This window comes from Nitrosospira sp. NpAV (assembly GCF_000832065.1).
Classification (GTDB): Bacteria; Pseudomonadota; Gammaproteobacteria; order Burkholderiales; family Nitrosomonadaceae; genus Nitrosospira.
In genome coordinates, this window is the sequence record NZ_JXQM01000008.1 from 149194 (window position 1) to 164534 (window position 15341).

The 15341-nt window shown below is 52.4% G+C and carries 16 protein-coding genes; 14 read left to right on the forward strand and 2 right to left on the reverse strand.

The features are described from left to right. Positions 1–90: 90 nt before the first annotated feature. The 7 genes from SQ11_RS06510 (at position 91) to SQ11_RS06540 (ending at position 4863) form a co-directional block, all read left to right on the forward strand. Positions 91–345 (forward strand): hypothetical protein, encoded by a 255-nt coding sequence (locus tag SQ11_RS06510; RefSeq protein WP_041513339.1) that lies wholly within the window; start codon positions 91–93, stop codon positions 343–345. Next, positions 342–1508: a patatin-like phospholipase family protein gene (locus SQ11_RS06515; protein WP_041513340.1), complete on the forward strand. Its 1167-nt coding sequence runs from the start codon at positions 342–344 to the stop codon at positions 1506–1508. Before SQ11_RS06510 ends, SQ11_RS06515 begins: the two co-directional genes overlap by 4 nt. 104 nt (positions 1509–1612) lie before the next feature. Further along, a complete protein-coding gene (locus SQ11_RS06520) occupies positions 1613–2341 on the forward strand; it encodes a TerC family protein (protein WP_041513341.1) in 729 nt (242 codons plus the stop codon). A 121-nt stretch (positions 2342–2462) separates the two neighbouring features. Further along, the gene (locus SQ11_RS06525; protein WP_041513342.1) at positions 2463–2888 is read left to right on the forward strand and encodes a universal stress protein; all 426 of its coding nucleotides are present in this window, start codon (positions 2463–2465) and stop codon (positions 2886–2888) included. Between the two features lie 114 nt (positions 2889–3002). Further along, on the forward strand, positions 3003–3491 hold the full coding sequence (locus tag SQ11_RS06530; RefSeq protein ID WP_041513343.1) for a pilin: 489 nt from the start codon (positions 3003–3005) through the stop codon (positions 3489–3491). Positions 3492–3910: 419 nt separating this feature from the next. Next, entirely contained in the window at positions 3911–4312 is a 402-nt protein-coding gene (locus SQ11_RS06535; protein WP_232297920.1) for a hypothetical protein, read from the forward strand. 278 nt (positions 4313–4590) lie between these two features. Next, entirely contained in the window at positions 4591–4863 is a 273-nt protein-coding gene (locus tag SQ11_RS06540; RefSeq protein WP_041513345.1) for a hypothetical protein, read from the forward strand. Between the two features lie 101 nt (positions 4864–4964). On the opposite strand, the gene SQ11_RS06545 is transcribed toward SQ11_RS06540, so the two are convergent. Next, positions 4965–5426 carry a hypothetical protein gene (locus SQ11_RS06545; RefSeq protein WP_041513346.1) on the reverse strand — a complete coding sequence of 154 codons (462 nt, stop codon included), beginning with the start codon at positions 5424–5426 and terminating at the stop codon, positions 4965–4967. Between the two features lie 189 nt (positions 5427–5615). Between SQ11_RS06545 and SQ11_RS06550 the strand changes: the two genes are divergently transcribed. The 7 genes from SQ11_RS06550 to SQ11_RS06580 all read left to right on the forward strand — a co-directional run bounded on the left by SQ11_RS06550 (position 5616) and on the right by SQ11_RS06580 (position 12509). Next, on the forward strand, positions 5616–6176 hold the full coding sequence (locus SQ11_RS06550) for a YqgE/AlgH family protein (protein ID WP_041513347.1): 561 nt from the start codon (positions 5616–5618) through the stop codon (positions 6174–6176). Between the two features lie 62 nt (positions 6177–6238). Further along, positions 6239–6718: a Holliday junction resolvase RuvX gene (gene ruvX, locus SQ11_RS06555; protein WP_041513348.1), complete on the forward strand. Its 480-nt coding sequence runs from the start codon at positions 6239–6241 to the stop codon at positions 6716–6718. After that, complete coding sequence (gene pyrR / locus SQ11_RS06560) at positions 6705–7214, forward strand: bifunctional pyr operon transcriptional regulator/uracil phosphoribosyltransferase PyrR (protein ID WP_041513472.1); 510 nt, start codon at positions 6705–6707, stop codon at positions 7212–7214. Before ruvX ends, pyrR begins: the two co-directional genes overlap by 14 nt. Then, positions 7211–8158, forward strand: a complete 948-nt coding sequence (locus SQ11_RS06565; RefSeq protein ID WP_041513349.1) for an aspartate carbamoyltransferase catalytic subunit — start codon at positions 7211–7213, stop codon at positions 8156–8158. Before pyrR ends, SQ11_RS06565 begins: the two co-directional genes overlap by 4 nt. A gap of 132 nt (positions 8159–8290) precedes the next feature. Further along, on the forward strand, positions 8291–9565 hold the full coding sequence (locus SQ11_RS06570; protein WP_041513350.1) for a dihydroorotase: 1275 nt from the start codon (positions 8291–8293) through the stop codon (positions 9563–9565). Positions 9566–9623: 58 nt separating this feature from the next. After that, positions 9624–11699, forward strand: a complete 2076-nt coding sequence (locus tag SQ11_RS06575; RefSeq protein ID WP_041513351.1) for a M3 family metallopeptidase — start codon at positions 9624–9626, stop codon at positions 11697–11699. A 255-nt stretch (positions 11700–11954) separates the two neighbouring features. After that, positions 11955–12509 carry a cytochrome P460 family protein gene (locus tag SQ11_RS06580; protein WP_041513352.1) on the forward strand — a complete coding sequence of 185 codons (555 nt, stop codon included), beginning with the start codon at positions 11955–11957 and terminating at the stop codon, positions 12507–12509. Between the two features lie 54 nt (positions 12510–12563). Here SQ11_RS06580 and secA read toward each other — a convergent pair whose 3' ends face one another. Then, on the reverse strand, positions 12564–15302 hold the full coding sequence (gene secA, locus SQ11_RS06585; protein ID WP_041513353.1) for a preprotein translocase subunit SecA: 2739 nt from the start codon (positions 15300–15302) through the stop codon (positions 12564–12566). Positions 15303–15341: the final 39 nt, after the last annotated feature.

The window sequence follows — 15341 nt, forward strand, 5'->3', positions numbered from 1 at the left end:
ATCCTATATAACGACTATATAGCTATGTGTGATTATGGCTTGTTGCAGTATCATATCATACGCCTTGTATCGGCATAATCAGGACCTGCCATGCCCCACACATTGAAAGAACAGGAAATTTCCATGCTGCGCGCTGAAATCGAAATGCTGATAAACGAGCGCCAGGGTCTGCTCAAAACCACTGGTGCGGCAGCAGTATTTATCGCCAATCTGGACAGTGACGCATTGCCGGAAGGTACGTATGAAGCGGCTGAGATGTTGTCCAACTGCCTGAATGATCTTCCGGAGGAAACCTTGCGGGATGCGCTGGAAAAGGTAAAGGCGGAGTTGGCCGCCGGTGAATGAGTCTAATACATCTGTCATCCTCTCCTAAGGTCGGGCTTATTTTGACCGGAGGTGGTGCCCGCGCCGCCTATCAGGTTGGGGTATTGCAAGCCATTGCGGCCATGTTACCGGAAAAAGCGCATAATCCCTTTCCTGTAATTTGCGGCACCTCCGCAGGCGCGGTAAATGCTGCCAGCCTTGCCCTTTCCGCGCGAAATTTTCATGAAGGCGTGCGTCTACTATCAGCGGTATGGGAAAATGCCCATGTCAATCAGGCTTACCGCACCGATCCCATCGGTGTTTTTGGAAATGTCGCGCGCTTGCTGTCTTCGCTGCTGTTCGGTGGATTAGGAAAGCGCATCCCGGTCTCGATGCTGGACAGTACGCCCCTAGCACAATTGCTGGAACGGAGTTTATCGCTTCGCGGCATCCAGCGGAGTATCGAGACAGGCGCCTTGTACGCCCTGGGTATTACCGCTTGGGGCTATACCTCCGGCCAATCGGTCACCTTTTATCAAGGCGCGGAAAACATAGTACCCTGGAAACGGGAGCGCCGTATCGGTGTCCCGGCACGCATCGGCATCGAGCACCTGATGGCGTCTTCCGCGATCCCGGTTCTTTTTCCCGCAATAAGAGTCAATCGCGAATATTTCGGTGACGGCTCCATGCGCCAGCTTGCGCCCATCAGTCCGGCACTGCATCTCGGTGCCGAGCGCGTGCTGGTGATAGGCGTGCGTAAAACCGCCGAGACGCAACCTGAACGCGTTACCGTAGACAGTTATCCAACATTGGCGCAAATCGGCGGCCACATCATGGGGAGTATTTTTCTCGATAGCCTTGACTTGGATCTGGAACGCTTGCAACGTATTAACAGCACGCTACGAATGATCCCAGACGAGAGACTGAGAGATAACAACATGCTGTTACGTCAGGTGAAGTCGATGGTCATTTCTCCCAGCGTGGAAATCAATACGATTGCGGAACACCACGCCCACACCCTGCCCCGTACCATACGTCTTTTTTATCGCGCCATTGGCGCGTTGAGGCGTGATGGTTCATCACTTTTGAGCTACGTTCTGTTTGAAGAACCCTTCTGTCGCGCATTGATAGACCTGGGTTACCAGGATACGATGCCGCGCAGATCCCAGATTTTGCAATTTATCGGAGCTGAGACAAGCGACTGAGCGGACGCTGGTATAATAACGATACAGTCACCACTCAGTCCCGAACAGCGCCAAACTTTCTCATCTGTCATTTCACGAGTCGCTCATTTTCTCAGAGATTATTTATGGATATCGCAAATCCACAATTTTGGGTCGCGGTATTGCAAATCATCGCCATTGATATTGTACTAGGCGGAGACAATGCAGTTGTGATTGCGCTTGCATGCAGGCGGCTACCGGAGAAGCAACGCAATCTGGGCATTTTCTGGGGGGTGTTCGGCGCTATCGGCCTGCGCGTTGTTTTGATTTTTTTTGCGCTTTCGCTGCTTGCGGTTCCGTTTTTGAAAATAGTAGCCGCATTGCTGCTGTTGTGGATCGGTATCAAGCTGCTTCAGCCCGAACCGGATAATAGCGGTCACCAGATTGACGCCAGCACCACGCTGGTGGGTGCCATAAAGACAATCATTATCGCCGATGCCGTAATGAGCCTCGATAACGTTATTGCCATTGCAGGCGCCGCTAAAGATAGTATCGGCCTGGTCATTTTCGGTTTGGTGATAAGCGTGCCCATCATTGTCTGGGGCAGCAAACTGGTGATGAAACTTATGGATCGTTTTCCCATCGTCATTGTCATGGGTGCTGGCTTGCTTGGCTGGATCGCGGGAGACATGAGCGTTACCGACGCTGTCACCAGGGAATGGGTGAATGTTAACGCGGCCTTTTTACATTGGCTGGTTCCTGCCGGCGGAGTATTGCTGGTAGTCGTCATCGGCAAATGGCTTGCGGCGAGAACACAGGCAAAAATGGCGCCTATCGTTGATCTGGCGGATGACATAAACAAACCGTTACCTTGAATCCGGTGGCTGCGGCGAACCGAGAAACAAACAACAAATGCATTAAAAATGAGCGCCGTCACCTGCCGGGTTCAGAATTACAGTCGCCGTGAATATAACTGCCGTATTAAGGGGGGATACAATGTTGAAATTCCTGCTGCCCGTGGATGGCTCCCATGCCTCCAATCAAGCGGTTGCCAGATTCATTAAACGGCTCGACTGGTATAAGGAAGCGCCGGAGATTCATTTGCTGAACGTACAATTTCCACAGCACGGGAATGTAACTTTGTTTATCGACAAAGAAAGCATCAACCTGTATCACCAGGAAGAGGGCTTGAAAGGGTTGCAAACCGCACGGGGCTTGCTGGACCGGGCGGGAATTGACTACCAGTTTCACATCATGGTAGGCAGTCCGGTGGAAATAATTACACGCTATGCAAAAGAAATGGAGTTCGACCAGATAGTTATCGGACCGCGCGGGCTCGGCGTGGTGAAAGGTTTGCTGCTAGGTTCCGTAGCCAGCAAGGTGATGCAGCTTTCGACCGTGCCCATACTACTGATCAAATAAACCCGGGAACCGACCGCCAGCATTCGTACAGGCTCGCACAGCAGCCCAATGGATGATCAGATTAATGGCGCGCATTAAAGAATATGGATATCAATCAAAAGGAGTTTTATCAAGATGGAGCAGGATCAAAAAGGTTTAACTTTGATCGAAACAATGATGACGTTCGCTATTATTGGCATCCTGGCGACGATAGCTATTCCGCCAGCATACCAGCTTTATGAGGACTCCGTGGCGCGGGACCAGGTGATGGAAGCCTTCGGTCTCCTGCAAAGCGTGGAATCACCTGTTGTCGCGTTTTATTCCGATAAGGGGAGATGGCCGACAAAACTGGAATTTGATAGCCTGGTGACGGCCCGGACAGGGCGATATGTCGCCAGTCTCACGCCTTTGCCACTTGCCTCCGGTTTTCAGGTTACGGCGACATTCAAGATTAATGGGGTTAGCGCAAGCCTTTTGAACGAAGGAGTTGGCAGAACCCTGGTAGTCGCGACAAAAGATGGCGCGCAATGGATTTGCAACGATAATACCGATCCCGCGACCGGGGTTCCCGGTCTTGTTGCGGGCAACGTACTCTCTCAACATCGTCCTCCGGTGTGCAAGTAGCGTGATATTACCAATAATGGGACCCGAGATTGATGACAAATAATTGAGTTGATAACAGGGGGTAATCCAAATGTTTCTAGGTGATAGTATTTTTGGCGCGCTGCGCATGGTTGGCTGAGATCCATTTATTGGACAATTGACCGTAATCCCTTAAAGTTTATAATCCCCTATAACCGTTTGCTCCTATCAGGCTGAACCGTGTCGTGTCGCGCCGCGAATCGATCCATCAGAATTTAACCGCTACCCCACCCGCGGGTTTTCAGAAGAAGTAGCAAAAAAGAGAGAGAAAAAATAAATCAGCTAATCAGGATCACAGGGCACGGTGCCCATCCATAAGTCTGTAACACAATTGGAAACCCCGAAAGGAATACATGAACGAATACACCGATCAAATATCTGGATACTTCAATCAAGTGCCTATGTGGCCCTTGGTTTTACTCGCTGTGGCAATCGTTATCTCGGGAATATACGAACTGTTCCACCGCAAGCAACGTGCTCATGCCATTGATGATTTCCGTTCCGCTATTCTCTCCACGCTCTCCGGTCTATATCCTGAACCTACCCATTGGCCTAAAAGTATCGATACTTATCTTTGTGCCCGATTGCCCGTCATGCAGGAAATCATCGACGATTTCAAGCCTAACGTACGCCAGGAGAGCCTCCCTGCCTACAACAGGGATTGGGATAACTATTATCAGTTCTGCCGCGCAGAGGTGACCGACGACAAGTGCACCGCGGCAGACCTGAATCCCGGCGCGGAGCCAGACCCCAAAAAACAATTCCACACACTTGTCTCGAATCTTTTGCGTCATGCAAGCTGAATTCTTGATTACATTTTGACCGGGAATTAATTTAACTATAATATGAACTGACCCTTTGAAACCCCACCTATCGATCAAGTCTCTTGCGCCCGCAATTTCAAAAGGGAAATCCGGGTGGCAGTTCCGCCAATAGATCTGTTTTGGGGGCGATAAGTCTCGATACCTGTCAACCGTTGCGCCAAGCTACGCTGGTATAATAAAAAGAAGCAGGGAAATACAGGAGTGGAGAATCAGCTTTATTTTACCGACTAATATCGTACTGAACTTTGGAGAGAAAAATGAACAAACTGTTACCGATGCTTGCCGCAATAGCCTTCGCCACTACCTTCAGTTTTAACGCCGTCGCCGAAAAACATGATGGTCATGGCGATCATGGTTCGCATTCATCCAAGGCCCACGGCGACAAAGGGCACGCCGAGAAGGATGAAGCCCATGCCAAGAAGGCGCGGGAACACGCCGAAAAAGATGAGGCCCATGCCAAGAAGGCGCGGGAGCACGCCGATAAAGATGAGGCCCATGCCAAAAAGGCACGAGAAGACGAGAAAAAGTAATCCCGGCTCATTTCCCATTCACGTAAAGGCAGGCTTATCCCTGCCTTTTTTTATCGCGCTATTTTGAGGTGGTTTAAGACCTGCATCGGCTGTAAGGAATGTCAATACTCTTGCTTGGCAAATGCCTTGTAGACGCCAGCCATCGAAATGCCAAACATGATATGCGTAACGACTGTAATCCAGTCGCGGACCTCCGAGAACCAGGGAAAAATGATCGTTACGCCATACATATTTATCCCATAAAGGGTCAGTCCGTAGATAGCGCCTGCAAGCAACGACGGCAACATCCGCAGACGCGCGATCAAACCAGCCAGAACGAGGCTGTATGCGACAGAAATCACAAAATGAATCAACGTCGCGACCATCATCACGGTCCAGTCAAAAGTGGCAGGGGGCGGCAAGACCTCCCGCCCCATTATGATTGCCGCAGTCAGGCGCGCATCCCTATATAACATCCAGGGCACGGCATCCAGAAAAATCCACCAGAGAAAAAGCTGTATCCCCGTGGCTAATATTCCCGCGACAATACCGGCGACAACCGCGGCGGCCCAGTTCACACCCATAGGTCACCAAACAAGAAAATTGGTCAAGTCCTGCATAACTACCGCTGTGGCAGCGTGAATTCCAGAGTTCCTGCAAAACGTACTACTGGAAACCGATTCGTTCTACAATGATAAGCATAGCATTGAGACCCATGCGCTCAAATCAGGATTCCAGAGATACGCAATAACCACTATGTGGCCAGCCCATTTATGCAAAGCGTCGATTTGACCAACCATTTTCTGATCGCCATGCCCGCTATGGCGGACCCTTTCTTTTCCAAGACGCTCACATACATCTGTGAGCACAATGAACAGGGTGCGTTGGGTTTGGTAGTCAACCGCCCCATTGATCTCACGCTGAAAGATCTCTTCGATCAACTGGGTATTTCTTCTGATGATGAGGCCGCCGCGGGCCTGCAAGTAATGTTTGGCGGACCTGTACAACTGGATCGGGGCTTCGTGCTGCATCAACCGGTAGGCGACTGGCAATCCACCATGACCGTAAATCAAGAAGTTGGACTTACCACATCACTTGATATTTTACGGGCCATTGCCAGTGGAAACAGTCCCAAACAAATACTGGTTGCCCTCGGCTACTCAGGATGGGCGCCCGGTCAGATAGAGCATGAATTGTCTCAGAATGCCTGGTTGACAGTACCCGCATCGCCCACCATCATATTCGAGCTTCCGTCCGAAGAGCGCCTGACCGCGGCGATGCACTCGCTGGGAATAGATTTCTCAAGCCTGTCGGACGAAGTGGGGCATTCCTGAGAGAACCTAAATGAGCGGCCGGCTGCCGAATGAGTTTAATATCTATGAGTGGAACCGCAACCATGCAAATGCAGACAACACAACACTTGTCACCGGATATCGGAAGCAGTCATCGTTCCATAGGCGCGATTCTGGCTTTTGATTTTGGTAAAAAGCGCATCGGCATAGCGGTGGGTGATCTGGAGGTGGGTTTGGCGCATCCGCTTGCCACGGTTAGCGACGAAAATACGGTGCGGCGTTTCGATAGTATCGCCAATCTCATTGCCGAATGGCAACCAGTCCTGCTGGTGGTAGGACTGCCCGCTTATGCCGATGGCACGGAACATGAATTAAGCCGGTTGAGCCGACGTTTCGCGCGGCGGCTCGAAGGCCGATTTGGCATTAAGACTGTGCTGGTGGATGAGCGTTATACTTCGGTTAGCGCCAGCGTCATATTGCGGGAAGCGGATGTCAAAAAAAAGAAGCGGAAACCGGTACTTGATCAAGTAGCGGCACAATTGATATTGCAATCCTATTTCGATGGACAAGATGCGGCTACCTGATGCGGAACAATTGCTGGCCGGTCTGGCCGACGTGATGCGGCCTGACGTTACCGCGAACACCGCGCTGGTGGGAATCTATACGGGAGGCGTATGGCTGGCGGAACGGCTGCATCAGGGTCTGGGACTCGCTCTCCCCCTGGGTACGCTGGATGTTTCGTTCTATCGCGATGACTTTGGTCAAATCGGCCTGCATCCCCAGGTTAAGCCTTCGGATATCCCGTTCGAAGTGGAAGGCAGTCATATCATCCTGATAGATGATGTGCTCTATACCGGACGCACCATTCGCGCCGCCATCAACGAATTGTTCGACTATGGGCGGCCAGCGAGCGTCCGCCTCGCGGCACTGATAGATCGGGGTGGCAGAGAGCTGCCTGTGGCCGCCGAATACGTTGGCGCGACGCTCGTTCTACCATCAGATAAAATGCTGGCGCTGGAAAAAGACATCGACGGAAAATTGGGTTTGAGCCTGTATAACAAAAACTCTCCGGGACAATGAACAATCCGCAACTGAACAAGAACGGAGAATTGCAACACCTTCTTACCACCGAGGGACTCCCCGCCTCCATTCTGCTTCACATACTGAATACGGCCGAATCCTTTGTCGGAGTTACCGAGCGAGACATCAAAAAAGTACCCCTGCTACGTGGAAAATCCATATTCAATTTATTCTTCGAGCCCAGTACCCGTACCCGCACCACCTTCGAAATCGCGGCAAAACGTCTTTCAGCCGATGTGGTCAATCTGAATATCGCGGCCTCCTCGCAAACCAAAGGCGAGACGCTGCTGGACACGGTCGATAACCTCGCCGCCATGCATGCCGACATGTTTGTGGTGCGGCATTCACAAAGCGGTGCGGCACACTTGATAGCACGCCACGTTCGGCCCGAAATTCACGTTATCAATGCCGGGGATGGCCGGCATGCACACCCCACTCAGGGATTGCTCGATATGTTTACCATCCGCCACTATAAAAGTAACTTCCATGATCTGCGCGTGGCCATCGTTGGCGATATCCTGCACTCGCGGGTGGCACGCTCCCAGATTCACGCGCTGACCACACTCGGTGTGCCCGAAGTACGCGTCATTGCGCCTAAAACCCTGTTGCCCGCCAAAGTGGAGCGGCTAGGCGTCCATGTTTATCACGAAATGGCGCAAGGGTTGAAGGATGTGGATGTGTTGTTGATGCTGCGCCTGCAGAATGAACGCATGCTCAGTGCGCGCCTTCCCAGCACGGAAGAATACTTCAAATACTATGGACTTACGCCGGAAAAACTGTCTCTGGCGAAGCGCGATGCCATTGTCCTGCATCCGGGCCCGATGAATCGCGGCGTGGAAATTGATTCCGCGGTAGCCGACGGCGGACAGTCGATGATTCTGCCGCAAGTCACGTTCGGAATCGCGGTCCGGATGGCGGTGATGTCGATTCTGGCGGGTAACTAAACCTGAATTTCGGCAGGCGATTGTTCATTTATTAAATGGATATATGACTCATAAGGATATATTTTGCTGTTCAAAACCTCATCTTTGGGTGAGCCCGCTACCGTTCAACTGCCGGATTTAGGTTAAAACAGAATGAAACTCCTTATTAAAGGCGGCCGTGTTATAGACCCCGGAAACGGGATTGACGCTGTTATGGATGTTTTCATCGCTGCCGGAAAAATTGTCGGCATGGGAGCAAACCCGCCTGGCTTCCATGCCAATCGCGAAATAAACGCGGCGAATCTGGTGGTATGCCCCGGCCTGGTAGATCTATCCGCACGCCTGCGCGAGCCCGGTTTTGAGTATAAGGCCACGCTGGAATCCGAAATGGGAGCGGCTGTAGCGGGCGGCATCACCAGCCTGGCATGCACGCCAGACACCGATCCGCCCCTGGATGAACCGGGGCTGGTGGAAATGCTGAAGCATCGTGCCAGAAGCCTCAATCAGGCCCATGTCTATCCCATTGGGGCGCTCACTCAAGGTCTGAAAGGCGAAAGGCTCACGGAAATGGCTGAACTGCGTGATGCGGGCTGTGTCGCTTTTGGCCAGTCCGATATGCCGCTCACCAACGCACGAGTCATGATGCATGCAATGCAATACGCTTCCACCTTCGGTTTTGGAGTATGGTTGCGTCCCCAGGATGCGAGCCTCGCCGATGGCGGCGTAGCCCATGATGGCGAAGTGGCGACGCGGTTGGGCCTGCCAGCGGTTTCCGTATGCGCGGAAACCGTAGCCTTATCGAATATTATTTTGATGGCGAGGGAGACAGGCGCCACCGTGCATTTGTGCAGAATTTCCAGTGCAGAAGGCGTCGCCATGGTGCGGGCAGCGAGGCAGCAGGGCTTGCCGGTTACCTGCGATGTAACGGCCAATCACATACACCTCTCGGAAATGGATATCGGCTTTTTCGATTCCAATTGCCATCTTGTTCCTCCGCTGCGGGGACTCAGTGATCGTAATGCGCTGCGAGCCGGCCTGCTGGACGGGACGATAGATGCGGTGTGTTCCGACCACACACCAGTGGACGACGATGCCAAGCAATCACCTTTCGGCGAGGCGGAAGCTGGTGCCACCGGCCTGGAGTTGTTGCTGCCGCTGACCTTGAAATGGGCGAGGGAAATGAAGATTCCATTGGCTGCCGCCATGGCCAGGATTACCATGGAGCCCGCCCGGATACTAGGTATAGATGCGGGCCACCTATCTCTCGGTGCCGCCGCTGATCTTTGCATTTTCGACCCCGATCAATACTGGAAGGTGGAGGCGGCAGCGCTCAAAAGCCAGGGCAAAAACACGCCGTTTCTGGGTATGGAGCTGCAAGGCAAGGTAAAATACACTTTGGTCAACGGCACCATTGTGCATGAAGGCTAAACCAATTCGCAGCTGAACGTTCACCCATAACAATCTGTAATCACTCTCCTGGAATACCATGACAAACCCTCTACTCGATTTTTCCGGACTCCCGCGCTTCGCAGATATCCGAACCGAGCATATTACTCCGGCGATAAAGCAACTACTTGCCGATAACCGCGCCATCATGGCCAGGATACGTGCCGATACCGCCATACCAGCCTGGCAAAATTTCGTGCAGCCGATGACTGACGCCAACGAGCGTTTGTCTCGCGCCTGGAGTCAGGTCTCGCATTTAAACGCAGTGGTGAACAGTTCGGAATTGCGTGAAATATATAACACCAACCTGCCGCACGTTACGCAGTATTATGCTGAATTGGGCCAGGATCAGGCTTTATTCGAAAAATTCAAACAGCTTCGCAATAATCCGGAATTTGAAAGCCTGAATCGCGCACGGCAAAAAATTATCGAGAACGAGTTACGAGATTTCCGCCTGGGCGGAGCGGAGCTCCCGCCGCGGGAAAAAGAGCGTTTTCTCAAAATTCAGGAAGAGCTGTCGGCGCTCTCATCCAGATTCAACGACAATCTGCTGGATGCCACCAATAGTTTTATCCTGCATGTGGAGAATGCGGACGAGCTATCGGGCATCCCCGCGGACGTCCTGGAAACGGCCAGGGAAATCGCGGCGAAAGAAGGTGCACCAGGCTGGAAATTCACGTTGCATGCCCCATCCTATATGCCCGTCCTGCAGTATGCGGATAATCGGGCGCTTCGCGAGAAAATGTATCGCGCCTATTCCACCCGCGCGAGTGAACTGGATAAAGTGGAATGGGATAACACCCCGCTCATCAACAAGATACTTGAATTACGTAAGGAAGAGGCGCGGATGCTGGGGTTTGATTGTTACGCCGAGGTGTCGCTCGCAACAAAAATGGCCTCGACGCCGAAACAGGTCCTGGATTTTCTGGGAGAGCTTGCCGTCAAGGCCCGGCCCTACGCTGAACGCGATCTGAAAGAGTTGTCTGAGTTCGGTGCGAGTAAGTTGCAGTTGGGAAAACTGGAAGCATGGGATCTGGCTTATGTCAGCGAAAAACTGCGCCTTGACCGCTATGCGTTCTCCGAGCAAGAGGTGAAGCAGTATTTCCCTGAAACCAGTGTGCTGCCGGGAATGTTCAATCTGGTGGAGAATCTCTACGGCATTATTATCACTCCACCCCCAGAGGCGGCCGGTATTCAACTCTGGCACCCTGATGTAAAGTTCTTCACGATAAAGAACGCTGAAGGAAGCCTGATCGGACAATTTTATCTCGACCTTTATGCACGTCCCGGCAAGCGTGGGGGGGGATGGATGGACGACGCCATCAGCCGCCGCCGGATCGGATCTGGAGAACTTGGCATCCAGGCGCCGGTAGCGTATCTCACTTGCAATTTTTCCGCACCCGTCGCTCTTAATGGGCAAATCCGCCCTGCTCTGTTTACTCATGACGAAGTCATCACATTATTCCATGAATTCGGCCATGGGCTCCATCATCTGCTCACCCGGATTGAAGACCTGGGTGTATCGGGGATCAATGGCGTGGAATGGGATGCGGTAGAACTACCCAGTCAATTCATGGAAAACTTTTGCTGGGAGCGCGAAGTGCTGATAAATATGACCAAGCATGTGGACACAGGTGAATCGATCCCGCCTGCGTTATTCGACAAAATGCTGGCCGCGAAAAACTTCCAGAGCGGCCTTCAGATGCTTCGCCAGATAGAATTTGCATTATTTGATATGCGGCTGCATTCTGATTTCAACCCAGGCGGGACGAAAACGGTACAGCAATTACTGGATGAAATTCGCGAGCAGGTCGCTGTCATTATTCCACCCCCATTTAATCGTTTTCCCAACAGTTTCTCGCATATTTTTGGTGGAGGCTATGCGGCCGGGTATTATAGCTACAAATGGGCGGAAGTATTGTCCGCTGACGCATTCAGCCTGTTTGAGGAAAGCCATGCCGGGGAAGTGATCAATGCCGAAACCGGTGCACGCTTCCGAAATGAGATTCTCGCCGTCGGCGGCAGCCGCCCAGCGCTCGAATCATTCATTGCATTCCGGGGACGTGAGCCGAAAATCGATGCGCTATTGCGCCATAACGGCATGGCAACTGCATGAAATGACGTCGAAGGAATACGGCATAATACTTTCGGAAATTCCATTGGAGTCCCGCAGACAGCGGTGTGTATTAATTCTTGCAACGACATCGGTCCAACGCTAGTATAGCGAAGGCATTCCGGCATCCTACAATTCAAAGCCATCGTATAAATATCACAAGAATGCCTTCCGTCATATGTGGCCTCAACCGGGAAGCTATCGGCCAAATTGACGGAGGAAAGGTAATTAATCCCGCTCGATAACAGGAGAAACCACATGAAATGTGTTAGATGGGTTGTTACAGCCACCATATTGACGACAGTACTAATGGGCTGCGCGCAGACGCCACCCGCGCCCCAGGCCCAGCAATATAAGGATAGTGAGTTACCCGTTCCCGCTGACTACAAGAGCTGGCCTAAATTTTTGTCCGAAATCCAGCGTACCGACACTAAACAGGTACGTGAGATCTATATCAATCCTATCGGGCATAGCACAAAAATGGGCGAGGCTTTCCCCAACGGGACTATTTCGGTAATGGAAATCTACAAGGCGCGTGAAGCCGCTGACGGCACGCCGCTGAAAGGTGCGGATGGCAAGTTTGTCAAGGGTGACCTGCTCAAAGTGGCGGTAATGGGCAAAGGCGCCGGCTGGGGTGAAAGCGTAACGCCCCAAGACCTCAGGAATGGCGACTGGATATACGCCATGTATATGGCAGATGGAAAAACGAAAGCGCCGGATGATATTGTTACCTGCCGTGCCTGTCATCTGCCGCTGACAGACAAGGATTACATTTTCCGCTATGACGAGTATTTCCAGAAGCGGGTAAACTAATCAGCGGATACACGACTACCCATTGCGCTCGGCTGCCCCGTGCAGCGAGCGCAATTAGCTCAGTTTACCGTGGCATTGCTTATACTTCTTTCCTGATCCGCATGGACACGGATCGTTGCGGCCGACTTTCCCACCCTGGCGCACGAACGGTTGATGCTTTTCCAGGCGCTGTTCGTCATGATCTTCATGATCGCCCGCTTCATCCAGCGCCTCCTCGTAAGCCGCGTGATGATATTGGACGTTCACCGGCGCACGCTGTGTTTCCGCCACCGCCTCCACCTGTTGCTCGCTTCTGATTTGAACGGTCATGAGCACCTTGGTGACCTCTGTCTTGATCTCTTCCAGCATGGAAGTAAATAGCTCAAAGGCTTCGCGTTTATACTCCTGTTTGGGATTTTTCTGCGCATACCCGCGCAAATGAATACCCTGGCGCAGATGATCGAGCGCCGCCAGATGCTCCCGCCAATGAGTATCGAGACTTTGCAGCATCACCGCCCGCTCATATTGATGCATGACATTGACGCCGACCTGATCCACTTTCCCGGAATAATGTTCCTGTGCTATTCCGGCGATACGCTGATGCAGGCTTTCTTCATGCAGATCGGGTTCTTTCTCCAGCCATTCCCGCAGCGGCAACGACAACTGATATTCGGCAACCAGTGCCTTTTCCAGTCCCGGTATGTCCCATTGCTCCTCGACGCTTTGTGGCGGGATATACAGGGCGATGAGACCCCCCAATACATCTGCGCGCATGGCGGTAATCGTCTCTGAAATATCCTGAGATTCGAGAAGCTCGTTACGTTGTTCATAGATCACCTTGCGCTGATCATTGGCAACATCATCGTATTCCAGCAATTGCTTGCGCATGTCGAAATTACGGGCTTCCACCTTGCGCTGGGCATTCTCGATGGCACGCGTAACCCAAGGATGCTCAATGGCCTCGCCTTCCGGCATGTTGAGCTTCTGCATAATGTTTGCCACGCGATCGGATGCGAAAATGCGCAGCAGCGGATCCTCCAGCGAAAGATAAAAGCGACTGGAGCCAGGGTCGCCCTGACGCCCTGAGCGGCCACGCAACTGGTTATCCACGCGGCGGGACTCATGCCGTTCAGTGCCGATGATATGTAGGCCCCCTTGCTTCAGCACTTCCTCGTGAAGCAATTGCCATTGCCCTTGCAATTCTCCTGTGCGCTCAAGCTTGGCGGTCTCGCTTATGGTTTCATCGACACGAATGCGCTCAAGTTCCGGCTCCGGGTTGCCCCCCAGCACGATGTCGGTACCCCGGCCCGCCATATTGGTGGCGATGGTGATCATTTTTGGACGGCCGGCCTGGGTGACGATTTCAGCTTCTCTCGCATGCTGCTTGGCATTAAGTACCTGATGGGGCAGCTGCTCATGAGTGAGCAGTCCGGACAGCAGCTCATTGTTCTCAATAGAGGTGGTTCCGACCAGGACAGGTTGCCCCCTCTCATAGCAGTCCTTAATATCCGCGATGATGGCGCGATTCTTTTCATCCATGGTACGGAATACCTGGTCCATGCGATCATTGCGTATCATGGGACGATGGGTCGGGATGATCACCGTTTCCAACCCGTAAATCTGCTGAAACTCATAGGCTTCAGTATCCGCCGTACCCGTCATGCCGGCCAATTTTTGGTACATGCGGAAATAATTCTGAAAAGTGATCGAGGCAAGCGTCTGGTTTTCCTTCTGGATCGGAACGCCTTCTTTGGCTTCCACGGCCTGATGCAATCCTTCCGACCAGCGCCTGCCGGACATCAATCGACCGGTGAATTCATCGACAATGACGACTTCGCCATTCTGAACCACGTAATGCTGATCGCGAAGAAATAAGGCATGGGCTCGTAAAGCAGCGTAAAGATGGTGAACAAGATTAATGTTGGCGGGATCATAGAGGCTGGTTCCCGGTGTTAGCAAGCCGCTCTGGGCAAGCAATTTTTCCGCGTGCTCGAAACCCGCCTCACTCAACAACACCTGCTGGGATTTCTCGTCCACGCTGAAATCACCCGGACTCTTCTCTGTTTCCTGACGGGCAAGTTTGGGAATCAGCGTGTTCATACGCACATACACGTCGGTGTTGCCTTCCGCCTGACCCGATATAATCAATGGAGTGCGTGCTTCGTCAATCAGAATGGAATCCACTTCATCAACGATGGCATAATTGAGCACGCGTTGCACACGCTCGACAGGGTGATTCACCATATTGTCGCGCAGGTAATCAAACCCATATTCGTTGTTGGTACCATAAGTGATGCCAGCAGCATAGGCTGCCTGCTTGTCGCCGTGATCCATCTGAGAGAGGATCACACCGACACTGATACCAAGGAACTGATAGATGCGCCCCATCCATTCCGCATCCCGCTTGGCGAGATAGTCATTCACCGTCACCAGGTGAACCCCTTTGTCGGCCAGGGCATTGAGGTACGCGGGCAAAGTCGCCATCAGCGTTTTTCCCTCACCCGTACGCATCTCGGCAATTTTGCCGCTATGCAGCACCATGCCGCCGATCAACTGTACGTCAAAGTGGCGCATCCCGAGTATCCGTTTGCTGGCTTCGCGCACCACGGCAAACGCTTCCGGCAGCAAGGCATCGAGCGTGGTTCCATCGGCAATCCGTTGCCGGAACTCATCGGTCTTCGCACGTAGCTCCGTGTCAGTGAGCGCCCCAAACTTGGCCTCCAGCGCGTTGATCGTCCCCACCATCTGGAAATACTGTTTGATCAGCCGGTCATTCCGGCTTCCGAAGACCTTCTTGAGCAGATTGTTCAGCATGAAATTCCAGAAAATTCTATTTAAACAAACGTCCAAAAA